We start from the raw sequence: 17,923 nt of genomic DNA on the forward strand, positions 1-17,923 counted from the left end.
TTAATATTATCAACTAATTTACTTCCTTAATTATCCTAATGCAAACTTACCATGGTAGCGGCATCCTTTGGGGTGAGGTGAGGGGGCGGGGCGGAGCGTAGCGGAGCCATCCGAGCCTCTCACTAAAGATATAGCGGACAGCGGGATTAGCTTCAAATAAAAAAACCGCTGCAAAAAGCAACGGTTTATTATTTTGGTTATGGAAAACCTCTACTTTTTGATGAATTTTTGAGTAGAAGTTTCTTCGCCATTTGTCATCTGGATGATGTAGTTACCAACTGGTAAAGACTGTACTTGGATGTTTTGTCCTTTAGTCTTGCCAGATAATACTGCTTGTCCAGTTGTGTTAATTACTTGATAGCTGATCTCTCCTGATCTTGTTGTTTGGATGTTAAGCACATCTTTAACAGGGTTAGGGAAGATGCTGAAAGCACTATTTTTGTTGATATCCGACACTGCTAAGTTTTGTCCAACTGTTACTGTGTAATCTTCAACTTGTCCATAAGAGAATGTTTCGCAAGCGGTAGGTATCCCATTCCATTTTAGAGATACTCTCATTCTTGTAGGCTTGTCAAGGACAGCTGTGCTAGGAACTGTTATGTTGCCAACAATAGGAGTTGTGCTAGAAGGTGCACTTGTGAAAGCTTTTTCGTTGGCGTCATTAAAGTCTCCATCATTGTTCCAGTCAATAAATACAGCGTAACCTTCGCTATATGATGTTGATCCCCATTTCGGTGTGATTTTGATTTCGTAAGTTTTTCCAACTTCTAAAGTTGTAGAAACGTCTGTGAAATCTTCGTAACCGGCAGTTCCTGTACTTGTTTTGTCAATCGTGTTAAATTGTACACGGTTGATTTTTTCGTCAGTTGTATTGTTCCCTTGTGATGCACAATAATCTAGTGCGTCAGTTGTTGTTACTTTAGCAATATTACTAGCAGCAGAAATATTTCCGTATCCGTCTAATGCTTTAACTGTAAAGTCGTAAGTCGTAAGTCTTGTTAAGTTTTTAGCATCGTAAGTTAGGGCGGTAGTTGTTCTGCCAATCTCAGTTCCGTCTTTATATATGATGTAGCCTTCCATTGCATTATCATCCGTAGATGCACCCCAAGTTAACTTAGCTGATGTACCTTTGATATTGCTTGCTGCTAAGTTAGTAGGAATAGTTGGTGGCGTAGTATCAGGCGTCGAAAGATATTTAACACCTACACCTACTGCAAAAAATGCATTTTGAACCGCAATCATCTCGGGAGAATTATCTCCATAAAGTACTTTTGCTACTTCGATGGCGTAGTCACGAGTATTTTTATAGTTTGAGTTTGCTGTTAGATATTCACTTTCTAATTTATATACAATTTTTTCAGCTTTTTCCCAGCCGATACCTGTAACATCGTAAGAATTCCCTAAATCGTTAGTGCCAACTTTACCCATAACAAGGATGTAGAACCAATGATTAAGAACGCCACTGTTATAATGCACACCACAGTTATCATTAGTTTGTGAATTAGGAGAGGTACAGCCTTCTTCAACTGTTGCAGGATACCAATGTGTACCTCGGTAAGTGTCAGGTTGTTTATTAAGTCCTGTTTTTGGGGTAATCATCGATCTTAAATAGTTTGGCGATACTTTTACAATATCTTCACCAACTAAGAAAGCTTGTTTTTCTGGCGCATATTTATGTTCGATAATTGCTCCCCATATATCGGAGAAACCTTCGTTAAGTGCGCCTGATTCTCTTTGATATGCTAAATTTGCGGTCTCTTGACAAACACCGTGACCAAGCTCATGGGCAGTTACATCAAATGCTGTAAGAGGTTTGAAGTTACTCGCGCCGTCACCATACACCATTTCAGCGCCAGTCCAGCCCGCATTTTCGTAGTTGCTCCCATAATGAATATAACTACGTAAAGCTGTACCATTATCATCATAACTGTCACGACCAAAGGTATCTTTAAAGTAATCGTAAGTTTTTGCAACACCCCAATGTGCATCCAAAGCTGCATTATCGAATGTTGAATTATCAAATTCTGCAGCCGTCCAGTTATTGTCATTATCAATAAAATCCAATGTCGCAGATACAGTTTGTGATTTTTTAGCATTCTTTGTAATAACACCTCCTCCACGTGAAGAATCTATTAATGCAAATTTGCCACTATTAGTACCAGATGTTAACAAAGATGTGTCAATACTGCGCTCTCCACTATATCGTGTTGCTGCAGTTCCTGCTACGAATAAAGCATCTGGTTTAAAACTTTCTTTAAGAGTGATTGGTTCTGGAGTTGTAACATCTTTTGTTGGGAAATTGTTCATCTTAGCATGCTTCATAATAGCATCATAAGCCAAAACCTTCCCGTCATTAGCATCAATATATACCCAACCTCTACTAATAGGTGCTGCTGCATAAATGTCAAATTTGTAAGCAGAGATAAGTTTGTAATTTCCTTCGCTTACTAAAATCGGAAGTAGCACTTTCTCTCCAACAGGTTTTTTGTAACCAGAGATCTCTGTATAAGAAGCATCTTCCCACATATAAGAAGAAGCGTTTACATATTTTTTAGCTTTTATAAATGCCTGTTCCGCTGAGATTTTTGTCTGAGATTGTACTGCATCAGTTTTGAAAATCTCACCATTCATTGCAGTTAAAGAACCGTTTTTGTAATGAAGATTGTATATGGCATATTCTACTGGTATACCATCAAAATACATTTGATATTTTTCGGTTTTGAATTTTCCTACATTGTCAACTTTTGTTGAAGCAAGCTTCATTGTCGTATTAGAGGAGATGTTAAGATACTGTTCAAAGATATTTTGAGCAGTTAAAGACGATAGATTGTTGCCAGATGCAAAGCTTATTAAGCTAGGTGTACCATTGTCATGTAATATTCTTTTACTTACCTGCGCTTGTGCTGTCAAACTATTTGACAAAAACAAGATTCCTATAAAGCCTAAGCTAAGTAGATTTTTTCTCATTACTAAATTTTAATTGTATGGGATTTAATGTTGCGCCAAATTAATAAAAAATTATGATTAATGTCATTGTTTAATCCTTTTTTTCTAAATTATTTTTTAAGTTTTTGAATTATTTAATGAAAATATTTAATAATTGGTTACTTTAATCTTTGTTTGGTTAATGTTTTTAACTTATTTGATTTTATGTTGAAAAATAATTTCTGTTACAATAAATTATTAATTATTTAATATTTATTAAGGAATTTTATTTTGATTTAATCGTTAAATATGTATAGATAATCTAAATAAAAACCAAATGAAAAAATTAAAATTTGTATTAATGTTAGTTTTAGGCTTTAATTTTAGCAATGTTTATAGTCAAAGTCTTGGCGGTATCCTAAATGATGCAGTCGATATGGCGAGTAAAGCTGGAGGAAAAGCAGGGACAGCGGGCGATATTACAGAAGAAAATGGAAATGTACATGTAGAAGGTGTGGGACACAAAAAGACTATTTCTCTTACAGGTGGGACACTTTTGATTGAAGGGACAAGTAATGTGATTACTATTAATGGTTTTGCATCCAAAATTGTTGTGGAAGGCGCAGGTAACATTGTTTATGGTGACAAAGTGAATAACGTTTCCATTAGTGGTTCGAGTTCTAAAGTCTATTATAAGACGACTGATAATAAGTCAAAACGTCCTGATGTAAAGGTCTCTGGACCTGGCGCTAGCGTTATCAAACTATAAAGAAAATATTAAAAAAAAAACGCCTTTCAAATATTTGAAAGGCGTTTTTTTATGATTAAATGAGATTATTTCTTTTTAGGGATATTTTGTAAAATCTCTTGTAGATATTTCCAGAATTTCTGAACTGAAGAAATGCTCGCTCTTTCGTCTGGAGAGTGTGCACCTTTGATGGTTGGCCCAAAACTTACCATTTCCATCTTAGGATAATTGGTACCGATAATACCGCATTCTAAACCTGCATGACAAGCAACAACCATTGGTTTTGCACCGAAATCCTTTTCGTAAAGATCAGTCATTATTTGGATAATTTCTGCACCAGGATTTGGTTTCCAACCTGGGTAACTTCCTGTTAATTCGGTTTTGATACCGTTGCTTTCAAAAGAAGAAATTAATTGTTGTGCAACTTCAGTTTTAGTGGAGTCAACCGAAGATCGTGTTAAGTTTAAAATCTTAACAGCGCCATCTTTAACCTCAACGCGCGCCACATTATTAGATGCTTCTACAAGACCTTCAACATCTGGACTCATTCGGAAAACACCATTATGAGCAGCATTTATTGAATAAATTACTTTTTTTGAATCTTCAAAACTTAGAGCTTTTTCGCTCGTAGATGATTTTTCAATCGTGATATCAATATCTTTTTCAATCGTAGCAAATTCTTCAAGAATACTTGCTTTAAGATCGGAAGTTACTTTTTCAAAATCTGCAGCATTAGTAACAGAAACGATAGCTTTTGCTTCTCTTGGGATTGCATTTCTAAGTCCACCGCCATCGATATTGATAATTTGAATGTCATTATTTAAACCTTCAAATAAAAATCTGCCAAGGATTTTGTTAGCGTTTCCAAAACCTTTGTGGATGTCCATCCCAGAATGTCCACCTTGCAATCCTTTAATCTGAATTGTATACACATCAGCTTTTACATCAACAGTCCCGAAGGTCGCCGTCGCCGTCACATCGACACCACCAGCACAACCGATGTCGATCTCGTCATCTTCTTCGGTGTCAAGATTTAATAAAATATCGCCGTGCAAAAGTCCACCTTTAAGACCTAAAGCCCCCGTCATACCAGTTTCTTCATCGATCGTGAAAAGCGCTTCCAATGCAGGATGTGGGATGTCATTACTTTCCAAAATAGTCATAATAGTCGCCACACCTAGTCCATTGTCAGCACCTAAAGTTGTACCTTTTGCTTTTACCCAATCGCCATCAACATACATTTGGATACCTTGCGTGTCAAAGTCAAAATCGACATCGCTGTTTTTTTGACAAACCATGTCAAGGTGCGATTGCATAACGATTGGCTGACGATTTTCCATACCAGCAGTTGCAGGTTTACGAATGATAACGTTACCAACTTCGTCTACCAACGTTTCTAAGCCTAAGTCTTCACCAAATTTTTTGATGAATGCAATAACTCGTTCTTCTTTTTTCGAAGGACGTGGCACAGCATTTAGCAACGCAAAATTCTTCCAAATATTTTTAGGTTCTAATTGTGAATATTCCATATTGTATTAAATCTTAATTAATTACTGCAAGTTACTAATAATTGGCGCTTTTTGGAAATTTTTAAGCTTTAAATGTTCTTAAATTAATGATTATTTGCTTAAGGAATTCGTAATTTTATGGGTTCAATATTTAATAACATGATTCGATTATTTCGACAAATAATTTCCTTTATTCGGTTTGATGCAACGCGAGCCGAAAAAATCTATTTGATTAAATGTGTTCTTGGTGCATTAATTTGTTATTCGTTTTATTTCTTATTACCACAGTATCCTTTGTATTGGGCGGTTGTGTCGACGGTTTTGGTTTTTAGTCCAGAAAATAATAACCAATTGGCGTTTGATAGGATTAAGTGTAATCTTCTCGGTGGCGCAATCGGATTACTATTATATTTTGTGCCTTTCCCGAACATGATTTTATTAGGAATGGGCATTGCTTTAACCATTGTGATTGGTCTTGCTTTACGATTTGATAAAACCATACGTACCGCTTTGGCAGCGGTCGTTATTGTGCTGGTGGAAGAGAGTAGTAGTCGCGATTGGCTGGTGGCTATCGAAAGAATTGTCTGCGTGATAATCGGTTGTACTGTCGCATTGGTGATTACTTTTTTGTTTTCGAATGCTAAAAAAATGATGGATTAAATTTTAAGTTTAAAAATAAATCAATAAAAAAAGCCTTTTGTAGTGAGAAGGCTTTTGTTTTATTATTCTTTTTCGGTTAATCGTTTGTCGGGAATATTCCACATTAGTGCTACAATATAGTAGAAAACTAAAGCAATGTGAGGCTCGAAAAACAAAACCGCAATGCCTAAAAGATAAATTGCAATGGACAGTTTTTCTTTGGTTCCGCCACCGATTGCTTTTGCAAAATCGGAATTATTACCTTCGTTTTTTGCATATATAAAAATTAGAGATTTTTGTTTTAAAAATTTTTCTTAAAGTATGGCATTTTATATTAAACAAAAATCCCGTTCCAAATTTTAGAACGGGATTTTGATATTTTAAAAACTAAGAAATCTTAGTATCTGTAATATTCTGGTTTGAAAGGTCCTTCTACTGGAACACCAATGTAATCAGCTTGCGCAGGAGAAAGAGTTTCTAGCTCAACGCTTAATTTCTTAAGGTGTAAAGCTGCTACTTTTTCATCTAAATGTTTAGGTAACATATAAACTTCGTTTCCGTAAGCAGCAGAGTTTGTCCACAATTCAATCTGAGCCAAAGTTTGGTTCGAGAACGAGTTTGACATTACGAAAGAAGGGTGACCAGTCGCACAACCTAAGTTTACTAAACGACCTTCAGCCAAGATGATGATTTCTTTACCATCAACGTTGTAGATGTCTACTTGAGGCTTAACTTCAGTTTTTGTTGAACCGTAGTTTGATTTTAACCAAGCCATATCGATTTCGTTATCGAAGTGACCGATGTTACAAACGATGGTTTTATCTTTCATTTTTTTGAAGTGTTCCGCTCTTACGATGTTGAAGTTACCAGTAGTTGTGATTACGATATCCGCATTATCAACAACAGTATCCAATCTTTTAACTTCGTAACCGTCCATTGCAGCTTGAAGCGCACAAATCGGGTCGATTTCTGTAACCGTAACGATAGAACCAGCTCCTCTGAAAGATGCTGCAGTACCTTTACCAACGTCTCCATAACCACAAACAACCACTCTTTTACCAGCTAACATCACGTCAGTTGCTCTTCTTACCGCATCAACAGCAGATTCTTTACAACCGTATTTGTTATCGAATTTAGACTTAGTAACTGAATCATTAACGTTGATTGCAGGCATTACCAAAGTTCCGTTTTTCATTCTTTCATACAATCTGTGAACACCTGTTGTTGTTTCTTCAGAAAGTCCTTTGATGTCTTTTGTTAATTCTGGATATTTATCAAAAACCATGTTTGTTAAATCTCCACCATCATCCAAAATCATGTTTAATGGTTTTCTATCTTCACCGAAGAATAAAGTTTGCTCAATACACCAATCGAATTCCTCTTCGTTAAGACCTTTCCAAGCGTAAACTTGAATTCCAGCAGCAGCAATTGCAGCAGCAGCATGGTCCTGAGTTGAGAAGATATTACAAGAAGACCAAGTAACTTCTGCACCAAGAGCTACCAAAGTTTCGATAAGAACAGCAGTTTGGATTGTCATGTGAAGACATCCTGCAATTCGAGCACCTTTTAATGGTTGAGATGGTCCGTATTCTTCACGAATCGCCATCAAACCAGGCATTTCAGCTTCAGCCAAAGTGATTTCTTTTCTTCCCCATTCAGCTAGAGAAATATCCTTTACTTTGTAAGGAACGTATTGTGTTGTTGTGTCCATATATGGATTTTATTTTTTTAAGTAAAATTTCGATGCAAAAATACGATTAAAAATTTAGATAATAAAAAAAAGCGGAAACGCTTTCAAGCGTAGAAGTTTTTCTTTGCTAATCGACGTTTCGCGCTAGTTCATCCCGAAAGATGAGGTGAGAGAAATGTGTATCGTTTACTTCCAGCCGCCACCTAGACTTTTGTAAATGTCGATGACAGTGTTCAGTTGTTTTTCTTTGGCTTCGATCAATTCCATTTTGGCATCGAGTGCATCTCTTTGATTCATTAAAACTTCCAAATAATCCGCTCTCATATTTTTGAAAAGTTGATTCGCAATATCATTAGATTGGTCTAAGGCTTGCGCTTGTTGCTTTTTCAAAATATAATATTGGTCAATGTTTTTAATTTTTGACATTTGGTTGGCAACATCTAGATAAGCGCTCAAAATCGTTTTATCATATTCGTACAAAGCCTGAATTTGTTTAGCGTCTGCCGTTTTAAAGTTGGCTTGTATTGCCGATTTGTTGATGAGTGGACCAGCCAGTTCGCCAGCAAGACTGTAAGCAATAGATTCTGGAAGTTTCACCAAATATGAAGGTTTAAAAGCTTCTAAACCCAAAGTCGCAGAAATGCTTAAACTTGGATAAAACTCTTTACGTGCCGCTTCAACGTCAAGTTTTGCCGCTTCTAGCTCTAGTTCTGCTTGTTTGATGTCGGGACGATTCGCCAACAATTGCGACGGAACGCCAGTGTAAATACTCTGCGGAACGATGTTCATAAAGCTTTCCTTATTTCTAAGAATCGGTTGCGGGTAACGTCCCAAAAGCGCATTGATTTGGTTTTCCTTTTCGGTGATTTGTTGTTTTAAATCATATTCTGTTGCGCTAGATTTTGCTAGTTCAGCTTCGAATTTCTTCACCGCTAATTCAGTTGCTGCCATTGCTTGTTTTTGGATTTTCGAAATTTCTAAAGCCTTTTTCTGAATTTCCATGTATTGATGAATCATGTCCAGTTGGTTGTCTAGAGACAGTAATTCGTAATAGCTTTCCGCAACTTCCGAAATCAAGCTTGATAACACAAAGTTTTTACCTTCAACCGTTGATAGATAATGCGCAACAGCTGCTTTTTTTTCGGTTCTTAGTTTATGCCAAATATCGATTTCCCAATCAGCTCTTAGTCCAGCTTCAAAATTCATTAAATTTTCTGGAACTTCTTTTCCGTCAGTAATATCGGTAGAAGCATCGCCAGCACCTGTTGAGGTGTACCGGCCAACTTTCTCTACACCAGCACCAACACCAGCGGAAACTGTAGGTTTCAATTTCCCATTTTTGTAGAGAACATCAGATTTTGCAATTTCAATTTGTTCAAGCGTAATCATTAATTCTTGATTATTTTTTAAAGCTTCTTCTATTAAACTAACCAAATTTGGATCTGTGAAAAACTGTTTCCAAGGCGTTATCCCCGAATTGTTTTCGACACCAGTATTATTCTGGTCACCACCAAAAGTCGTCGGCAAAGTGTCTTTAACACGATCTTGAACTTTGGTTGCCATTGGCGCTTTACAACTTGCAAGAAGTAGCGCTGCGCCAAGACTTAGGACTATTTTATTTTTTATTATGTTCTTCATATTTTTCATCATGTTTGTAAGGTTCGGTCTGCTCTGTCAACGGATTTTCTTCTTCGTAGTAAGACAATTTCGTTTTCTCGGATATTAAACCAAAAATGTAATATAAACCAGGAATTATTATTAAACCGAAAACTGTCCCAATCAACATACCACCTGCAGCGGCTGTACCAATAGTTCGGTTACCAACAGCACCTGGACCAGTCGCCATCACCAACGGGATAAGACCTGCGATAAAGGCGAAAGACGTCATCAAAATTGGTCTAAAACGTATTGTTGCACCTTCAATTGCGGCTTTGGCTACAGGAATATTTTCTTCGGCTTTTTTCTGGACTGCAAATTCTACAATCAAAACGGCATTTTTACCGAGAAGACCTATGAGCATAACCATCGCTACTTGTGCGTAAATATTATTTTCTAAACCTAAAAGTTTTAAACATAAAAAGGCTCCAAAAATTCCTGTTGGTAAGGATAAAATAACAGGCAACGGCAAGATGAAACTTTCGTATTGCGCTGATAAAATGAGATACACGAACCCAAGACAAATTAAGAAGATGTATATCGCTTCGTTTCCTCTAGAAACTTCATCTTTAGAAATCCCAGCCCAATCGATTCCGAAACCACGAGGAAGTGTTTTGTCTGCCACTTCTTGGATCGCTGCAATCGCTTGTCCAGAACTGTATCCTGGTGCAGGCGTTCCACTTACTTCCGCGGCGTTGTACATATTGTGACGTGTAATCTCGGACAAACCATATACTTTTTCTAAATGCATAAAGTCAGAATAAGGTACCATTTGATCTTTATCATTTTTAACATAGAGTTTCAAAATGTCAGATGGTAATGCACGGTATTGTGGTCCAGCTTGTACAATAACTTTGTATGGTCTATCAAATCGGATAAAACTCGTTTCGTAATTCGAACCAATTAAGGTTGAAAGATTATCCATTGCTTTCTCAATAGAAACGCCTTTTTGTTCTGCTAAATCATTGTCAATTTTTAACATATATTGTGGGAAACTCGCCGAATAGAAGGTGAAAGCAGAACCTAGCTCTGGACGTTTTTGTAATTCTTTGACAAAGTCTTTACTAACTTGTTCCATCTTTTGATAATCGCCACTTCCCGCTTTATCCAAAAGTCTTAATTCGAAACCACCAGCTGCACCATAACCCGGAATTGAAGGTGGTTGGAAGAATTCGATATTAGCACCAGGAATTTCTTTCGCTTTTTGTTCGAGTTGTTCGATAATTTCGGCAGCAGATTCTTTACGCTCGTCCCAAGGTTTTAAATTAATTAAACAAGTTCCGGAGTTAGCGCCAGTACCTTCTGTTAAGATTTCGTAACCCGCCAAAGATGAAACCGACTGTACACCGTCGATACCTTCAGATGCTTTTTGCAGTTGTAATGCAATTTGGTTGGTACGTTCCAAAGTTGAGCCTGGAGGCGTCTGTACGATCGCATAAATCATCCCTTGATCTTCTGTTGGTACAAATCCTGACGGCAAACTATTACTTAAAAAATAAGTTCCTAAACAGAATAATAATAAAACAGGCAGTGTAAAGAATTTTCTAGTAACTGTTTTGTTTAATAAACGCTCGTATTTGTTTTGACCTTTGTTGAATAGACTGTTAAACTTGTCTAAGAATCTATTAATAGGTGTTTTCTTTCTGGCGTGTCCGTGGTTGTTTTTAAGAATTAAAGCACATAAAGCTGGTGTTAAAGTCAAGGCTACAGTACCAGAAAGGATAATTGCGGATACCATCGTAATCGAAAACTGACGATAAAAAATCCCTACAGGTCCACTCATAAAAGCAACTGGAATAAACACCGATGCCATAACTAAAGTAATTGCGATAATAGCGCCGCTAATCTCGTGCATCGCTTCTTCGGTGGCTTTAAGAGGTGAAAGTCCTTTTTCTTCCATCTTGGCATGGACGGCTTCTATGACGACAATTGCATCATCGACGACGACTCCAATCGCCATAACGAGGGCAAAGAGCGAAATCATATTTAATGTAATCCCGAAAGCCGACATTACTGCAAATGTCCCAACCAATGAAACAGGTACCGCAATGGTCGGAATTAAAGTCGAACGCCAATCGCCCAAAAATAAAAACACAACAATCGCCACCAAAATAAAGGCTTCAAAAAGTGTATGTACCACTTTTTCGATTGAGGCATCTAAGAATCTCGAAACATCATAACTTAACTCATAATGCATACCTTTTGGGAAGTTGTGCTTCTGTAAATCTTCCATTAAGGTTTTTACATTTTTGATTACTTCCGAAGCGTTGGATCCATAAGATTGTTTTACGGTAATCGCAGCTGACGGTTTACCATTAAGGGTAGAGTAGATGTCGTACATCGAACTTCCGAACTCGATATCAGCAATGTCTTTTAATCTTACAAATTCGCCGTTTGATGATGATTTCAGAATGATGTTACCATAATCTTTTTCGTTGCTATAACGTCCTGGATATTTTAGGATATATTCAAAAGATTGAGATCGTTTACCAGAACTTTCTCCCGTTTTACCAGGGGAAGCTTCGATACTTTGCTCATCTAAAGCTTGCATAACTTCATCTGCAGAGATGTTGTAAGCCGTCATTCGGTCAGGTTTTAACCAAATACGCATAGCATATTCTCTTGTCCCAAGGATGTCAACGTCACCAACACCTTTTATCCTTTTTAATTCTGATAAAATATTAATGTCAGCATAATTAAATAGAAACTTTTGATTAGACTTCGGGTCATCGCTGTAAAGATTGATATACATTAACATATTGGGTTCTTCACGCGTAATTTTTACACCTTCTCTTACAACCAAGGGCGGCAACTTGTTAATAGCGGAAGAAATATGGTTTTGTACGTTAACTGCGGCAACATTGGGATCTGTCCCAAGGTCGAAGACTACTTGGATAGAGGCTTCGCCATCGTTACCTGCATCGGACGCCATGTACTTCATCCCTGGAACACCATTAATAGAACGTTCTAACGGTATTATAACCGATTTAATTAATAATTCGTTGTTGGCGCCAGGATAGGAAGCGGAAATATTAACTTTGGGAGGTGAAATCGCTGGAAACTGTGTTACGGGTAATTTCATCAAGGATAAAGTCCCCATAAAGACGATAATCAAAGAGATGACTATCGACAGAACTGGTCTGCGTATGAATTTCTTAAACATTTTTAAATAGAAATTTAGATTTGAAATTCGATTGAACTTTTCACTTTAATAGGACTTCATCCTATTTTTTGTTAAATCGTTCCTTCGGAACTCTTTTTTAGTTAGCTTGAAGTTTTAATGAACTCAGCACTTTCTTAGGATCTTCGAATTTCACTTTTACTTTTTGGTCATCTTTCACTTTTTGTACACCTTCTAGAAGGATTTTGTCGCCAGTTGTCAATCCTGAAGCCACAACGTAAATATCAGGAAGCTCGTAAGCAACTTTTATATTTCTAGATTTTACCATTCCGTTTTTGTCCACCACGAAAACATAGATTTGATCCTGGATTTCGTAGGTTGCTTTTTGCGGAATAATTAAGGCATCGTGCAAAGGAAGTGTCATTTGCACTTTTCCTGTCTGTCCGTTTCTCAAAATACTTTTTGTGTTAGGGAATTTTGCACGGAAAGCGATGTTTCCTGTTTCGCTGTCAAACTCACCTTCAATGGTTTGGATAATTCCCTTATCAGGAAAAGCTTTACCGTTTGCCATAATCAAAGAAACTATGTCGTTGCCACGTTCAGCAGAATGCATTTGATAATTAAGATATTCAGGTTCTGACACGTTAAAATAAGCGTATATTCCACCATTATCAGAAAGACTTGTCAGCAAATCGCCTTCGTCTACCAAACTTCCCAATTTAAGAGGAAGTCTATTAATGATTCCAGAAAAAGGCGCTTTAATCGTAGTGAATGATAGATGCGTTTGGGCTAATCTAAGTTCAGCATTTGCAGCATCTAGCTTAGCTTTTGCCATTCTTTTTTCGTTAGGCGACACGACGTTGTTATTAGCAAGCGTACTGGAGTTTTGTAGCTCAATTTGGGCTTGTGCAACTTCGGCTTTGGCTTTCATAACGTCAGCCTCGTAGATTTGAGGCATGATACGGAACAAGGTCTGTCCTGCATGCACATATTGACCTTCGTCGACGTAGATATTTTGTAAAAAACCTTTCTCTTGCGCTCGGATTTCGATGTTTTTTTCGGAGCGAATTTGAGAAACGAATTCTTTAGTAATCACTGTATCCATCTTAACAGGCGTAGTTGTGGGGTAGATTGCAGTTTCTTCTTTCTCTTCTTTTTTGTTGTTGCAACTTGCTAACAACAAGATAGCGCTTAGAGCAACGCATGATGCGACTCTCTTCATAACTTGATATTAAAATTGTGGGTAAAAAAGTTTGGTATAGTTAAAGGATTAAATTATTATTTGTCGAGTAATAATTTAATAATGATATTGAAGATTTATTTAAAAATCAACAATTATAAAATGAAATTCTATATTCTTAAAGACTGAATAAGAATAAATGTTTTAACATGATGAAAATGGAAATCTTGTGAAAAGATTTCTTTCTTACGAATCGATTTGAAAAATAAAGCAAGAAGACTTGAAATCCCAAGAATATTAGCGAAAACAAACAGATTGTCAACATCTAATTCTAGATTGAAATCCGTTTCAGTATCAACAATAGAGAAGTTATCTGCAGATTGAGAATGTTTCGCAGACTTGTCTAAGCTTTTGCTGAGATGCTGAGTTTTTGACGTATGTGTATGCGATGTCTGCGCAAAATTGGCAGCATCAACTTTGTAAGATTTGCTTTCTACACAGAAAAGTAGCAGCAAAGCTGTTAATATGAACACAAAAACAGTTTTCATTTCTCTCATTGCAAAATTACTTCACAAAGTGTTAAAAAAATGCTAATAATAAAATTTTAATGATATTTTAAGATTGAGAGTTTTTTAAGCTTTAATTTAGTTTCAGGTTTAAGATTTTGTAATTTTGCAATCTAAATTTTTTCTATGCCTTTGTACAGAGATTTTTCGGATGATAAAGCACAACTTCTTGTTTGGAAATATGATGAACAAGAGGTTTTGGATATGGATACTTTGTTAGAAAAGGAGAATTATAATAAAGTTAAAGAGTATCATCCTAAGAAAATAAAAGAGGTTTTGATGGTTCGTAAAATGCTAAAACAGATTATGCCCAATCATAAAATCCTTTACAGAGACAATGGCGAACCATTTCTAGAACCCCAAGATTTTAATATTTCGATAAGTCATTCTTTCCCTTTGGCGGCGATAGGAATTTCGAAGTGCAAAATCGGTATCGATCTCGAACTTAAAAAAGAAAAAATTAAGCTTATTCGCCATAAATTTATTCTTCATGAGAACGACTTTATTGATAACAATCGGGAGGTCGATTATCTAACAAGCATATGGAGTGTGAAGGAAGCTTTATACAAAATCCATCATTCCAAATATTGGTCTTTAAAGAAACATTACGATATCCAAAGCTTTCGGACGACGGAAGATTTCACAGTTAAAGCACGCGTTTACGATCATAATTTTGAAGATTACTTCCAAGTGAAAGTCCGAAAAATTGATGATTATTATTTTTCGGTGGTTTTGGAGTAATTTTTTTAAAAGTTAATTTATTGATTTCATGGAAATGCTTCTATATTTTTGAAAAGAAAAATAGATGATTTTAATGAAAAGGATTTTCGAATTTTATACTTTCCTGAAGTCTATTTCTAAACTTTTCGAACTCTAAATCCAATATTTATTTATTTATTTATTTATTGATAAGAATGTGATTTATTTTAGAAATTCCTTTTCTTCTAATTCTCTTTTTCGAAGAATAATTATGGAAAAAGAAATTAAACTAAACATCGGTACAGATCCACAAATGTTTATGCCTATTTTGAATTCTGAAACTTTATCGCCAACTATTTATAACAATGATAATGATGTTGAATTCACTTACCTTCATAAATATAAATTCCCAACAGGTACTAAGTAGTATAATGAATACAGTGTAACTAAAGACTATCAAACGCCGATTTTCTCTGCAAAAGGAGATTCTTCTTATGGCGATGTAATCTCTAGTTGTTTTGTGAGAGATGAAACAGAAACTGACATTAAAAAATTAGCTGTTATTTATCGTGCTGACAACTAAGATATTACAACAGAGTTTTACGATTTGCCGCTAGCAACTTTGGCGACGACGGATGTTGCTAAAAATAAAGTGAAAATCTATTATGATGATAAGTCGCAAGTTATTGGAAGTTTAGAAAAAGCTGATAAGTCCGAGGTTTATAACGCTGTTGGTAATTTGGTGAGTGTTGCTTCGAATACAAATAAAATATCTTCCGCTATTTTTGTTAAGGGTCTTTATATTGTTAAACTGACTACTAATTCTGTTGTTATAACATCGAAAGTAATCGTTAAATAGAAAATACTATTATATATTATTTGTCAAAGGCTGGCTCAGAGATGAGTCAGCTTTTTTATTCGGATTTACTTTTGTAGTAATTTTCGACCACTCTTCTTTGGTCTTTAGCAACATCATATATCAGTTCTAACAAATCCTGAATACTTTTTAACTCTGTTAAATGACTAATTTTTGTAGGATCACGATGATCTTTGTATTCGCTTTCGTCAAGTTCGCGTCTGCGTTTTTCGAGTAATTCGTCAACGTGATCGTCGGGTTCTATTTTGCTTTGGTCGATAATATCATGATCGAATTCTTCTTTATGTAAAAGAGAATTACTTCTAATTAATTCTGATGAAATTTTTATTTTCCAACTTTGGCTGTCAATCTCAGGATATTGATCCTCATTTTTTGCATATTGCGAAAGCGAAGCTGTATAGGCGGTCAATAGGTGAGAAGTCGTCACAAATTGATGCACAGTTTCCAATTTTTTTTGTTGATCTTTCGGATCCGAAATCATCCTTTGGAAGTTATCCGATAGGTTGGCAAGATCGATAATAGCATTTTTTCTTCTAAGACGATATTGCTCATCATTTTCTTTTTTATTAATGAAAAGATCCATCACCACACGGAAATATTCCAAATTGCTCTTTGCGGATTTTTTCATCAATTGTAAATTCTGAGTATGTTCCCAAACAGGGAAAACAAAATAAGCGACCAAAAATGTAACAGCGCCTCCAATAGCAGTATCTATAATTCGGTCTTTGAAGATGAGGTTGACATTACCCGGACGTAAAAAATTAAAGGATAAAAAAACATAAATGGTCATGAAAAATACTGCCCAAAAATATTTTGATTTTAAAAGACTGAAACATAGAGTCATTGTCGTCAATAAAATTGCTAACAAAATGCTATGATCCGTAATGTAATACAAAACGATATAAGCTGCGACTCCACCTGCAATAGTGCCGTAAAGTCGAAGAAGATTGCGATGTTTTGTCGTACTATAGGAAGGTTTTAGGATGGCTGTAATAGTGATCATAATCCAATAAGCATGACCAATTCCTAAAAATTCCATTTTAGAAAAAAGATAACCAATAAACAATGCTAAAGTCACACGTACAGCATGACGAAAATGTCCAGAATCTAACGATATATTGCTCAAAAGCACTTTCCGATTAAGACGTTCTTCTTTAGGAACAAATTTGTTGAGATCAAGACCTGTGGAAAGACTTTTCGCCAATTTAACATCCTGATCAAAAACTCGGAAAATCGTTTTCACTTCGTCCGTTACGTCCGTTATACGCATCAAAACTTGGCGGAGAAGCATAAAGTCTTCTAGATTATCCGAATTGATTTGTTTAAGACGATGTTCGTAAAACTCGTGGTAAATTTCTTTTAAAGCTTTATCAAAATTAAATTGCTCTTTTGTTCTAATACTACCTTGCAACGCAATACCGATATTGGTGATTTCGTTGGCCATGTTGTTCAAATAATCGTGCATCATGTTGAGAATTTTGGTTTCTCCAAAAACATGATTTAGTTTTCTATAATCATTCTCCGAGGTGAAAAGTTTCTCGTAAAGGTCAATAGAATTAAGGAACATCAACATCAAAATTCGACTTTGCGTTGTGGATTCGTTGACGATTTTTCTGGTTTTAAAAACCATCTCTCGTGTAGCCTCTTGTTGGTCTTTTATTTTTATCTGTTGCGAAATAAGCTGACTGATAAGTGTATCAACATTTTGGTTTTTACGATAAAATTTAGCTTTTATTCTTAAATAATCGGCGAGTTCTAGATAGTTTTCGCCCACCATTTGACTCGCTAATTTATAAGGTTGTAAAGTCGAGACCACCAAAAATACAATGACAAACCAAATACAACCTCCGAGAAATATGATTAAACTTTTAATAACATCATGTCCCGTCAGATGTCCATCAATAAAGATACTGAGGACGACTAAAGATAATGATCCAACGCCAGCAAGTCGTGTTCCGTAAACGCCAATTAGCGAAAAGAACATCCCAAAAAGAATGATTTCTAAATAAACGATAATTTGGAAATCTTTGACGAGACTGGCTATTAAGGCTACAAAAAAGTAAGAAATGACAGCAAAAGCTAAAGTGTTACGTCGTCTTACAAAGGGTCCAGGTTGGTCGGTAAGCCCTACAAAACTTGTCCCCATCGGGAAAAGAAAATATTCTTGCAATAAGCCAAAATGCGCTAGAATAATACTCGGAATAACAATAGCCAAGGCAATTCTTGTCCCTGCAAAAATATATTGGCTTGTTAAAAATTTTTTGAGTTCCGAAGTATAATTCATATAACAAAAATAAAAGAAAAATGCCTCATA

Annotated in this window: 13 protein-coding genes; 5 read left to right on the forward strand and 8 right to left on the reverse strand. The window is 35.9% G+C overall.

Annotation, left to right across the window (positions count from 1 at the left end; translation table 11 throughout):
- Nucleotides 1-210: 210 nt before the first annotated feature.
- Nucleotides 211-2,967 (reverse strand): M4 family metallopeptidase, encoded by a 2,757-nt coding sequence (locus RT037_RS02790; RefSeq protein ID WP_313028014.1) that lies wholly within the window; start codon nucleotides 2,965-2,967, stop codon nucleotides 211-213.
- Nucleotides 2,968-3,262: 295 nt separating this feature from the next.
- Between RT037_RS02790 and RT037_RS02795 the strand changes: the two genes are divergently transcribed.
- On the forward strand, nucleotides 3,263-3,694 hold the full coding sequence (locus RT037_RS02795; RefSeq protein WP_313028016.1) for a DUF3060 domain-containing protein: 432 nt from the start codon (nucleotides 3,263-3,265) through the stop codon (nucleotides 3,692-3,694).
- 65 nt (nucleotides 3,695-3,759) lie between these two features.
- On the opposite strand, the gene RT037_RS02800 is transcribed toward RT037_RS02795, so the two are convergent.
- Entirely contained in the window at nucleotides 3,760-5,202 is a 1,443-nt protein-coding gene (locus tag RT037_RS02800; protein WP_312321524.1) for an aminoacyl-histidine dipeptidase, read from the reverse strand.
- A gap of 207 nt (nucleotides 5,203-5,409) precedes the next feature.
- On the opposite strand from RT037_RS02800, the gene RT037_RS02805 reads away from it, so the two are divergent.
- Complete coding sequence (locus tag RT037_RS02805; protein ID WP_313028017.1) at nucleotides 5,410-5,841, forward strand: FUSC family protein; 432 nt, start codon at nucleotides 5,410-5,412, stop codon at nucleotides 5,839-5,841.
- A 376-nt stretch (nucleotides 5,842-6,217) separates the two neighbouring features.
- On the opposite strand, the gene ahcY is transcribed toward RT037_RS02805, so the two are convergent.
- The 5 genes from ahcY to RT037_RS02830 all read right to left on the reverse strand — a co-directional run bounded on the left by ahcY (nucleotide 6,218) and on the right by RT037_RS02830 (nucleotide 14,015).
- On the reverse strand, nucleotides 6,218-7,531 hold the full coding sequence (ahcY, locus tag RT037_RS02810) for an adenosylhomocysteinase (RefSeq protein WP_313028019.1): 1,314 nt from the start codon (nucleotides 7,529-7,531) through the stop codon (nucleotides 6,218-6,220).
- Nucleotides 7,532-7,696: 165 nt separating this feature from the next.
- Nucleotides 7,697-9,148, reverse strand: a complete 1,452-nt coding sequence (locus RT037_RS02815; RefSeq protein ID WP_312321521.1) for an efflux transporter outer membrane subunit — start codon at nucleotides 9,146-9,148, stop codon at nucleotides 7,697-7,699.
- The gene (locus RT037_RS02820) at nucleotides 9,126-12,329 is read right to left on the reverse strand and encodes an efflux RND transporter permease subunit (RefSeq protein ID WP_313028021.1); all 3,204 of its coding nucleotides are present in this window, start codon (nucleotides 12,327-12,329) and stop codon (nucleotides 9,126-9,128) included. The genes RT037_RS02815 and RT037_RS02820 overlap by 23 nt, the downstream gene beginning before the upstream one ends.
- Nucleotides 12,330-12,426: 97 nt before the next feature.
- Complete coding sequence (locus RT037_RS02825) at nucleotides 12,427-13,509, reverse strand: efflux RND transporter periplasmic adaptor subunit (protein ID WP_313028023.1); 1,083 nt, start codon at nucleotides 13,507-13,509, stop codon at nucleotides 12,427-12,429.
- A 128-nt stretch (nucleotides 13,510-13,637) separates the two neighbouring features.
- Nucleotides 13,638-14,015, reverse strand: a complete 378-nt coding sequence (locus tag RT037_RS02830) for a hypothetical protein (protein ID WP_313028026.1) — start codon at nucleotides 14,013-14,015, stop codon at nucleotides 13,638-13,640.
- 144 nt (nucleotides 14,016-14,159) lie between these two features.
- Here RT037_RS02830 and RT037_RS02835 point away from each other — a divergent pair, with 144 nt between their 5' ends.
- The 3 genes from RT037_RS02835 to RT037_RS02845 all read left to right on the forward strand — a co-directional run bounded on the left by RT037_RS02835 (nucleotide 14,160) and on the right by RT037_RS02845 (nucleotide 15,591).
- Nucleotides 14,160-14,774 carry a 4'-phosphopantetheinyl transferase superfamily protein gene (locus RT037_RS02835; protein WP_313028027.1) on the forward strand — a complete coding sequence of 205 codons (615 nt, stop codon included), beginning with the start codon at nucleotides 14,160-14,162 and terminating at the stop codon, nucleotides 14,772-14,774.
- Between the two features lie 229 nt (nucleotides 14,775-15,003).
- Nucleotides 15,004-15,159, forward strand: a complete 156-nt coding sequence (locus RT037_RS02840; protein WP_313028028.1) for a hypothetical protein — start codon at nucleotides 15,004-15,006, stop codon at nucleotides 15,157-15,159.
- A gap of 180 nt (nucleotides 15,160-15,339) precedes the next feature.
- Nucleotides 15,340-15,591 carry a T9SS type A sorting domain-containing protein gene (locus RT037_RS02845; RefSeq protein ID WP_313028029.1) on the forward strand — a complete coding sequence of 84 codons (252 nt, stop codon included), beginning with the start codon at nucleotides 15,340-15,342 and terminating at the stop codon, nucleotides 15,589-15,591.
- A gap of 55 nt (nucleotides 15,592-15,646) precedes the next feature.
- On the opposite strand, the gene RT037_RS02850 is transcribed toward RT037_RS02845, so the two are convergent.
- Entirely contained in the window at nucleotides 15,647-17,893 is a 2,247-nt protein-coding gene (locus RT037_RS02850; RefSeq protein ID WP_312321515.1) for an FUSC family membrane protein, read from the reverse strand.
- Between the last annotated feature and the right edge of the window lie 30 nt (nucleotides 17,894-17,923).

It is taken from the genome of Soonwooa sp., assembly GCF_032062245.1.
Taxonomy (GTDB): Bacteria; Bacteroidota; Bacteroidia; order Flavobacteriales; family Weeksellaceae; genus Soonwooa.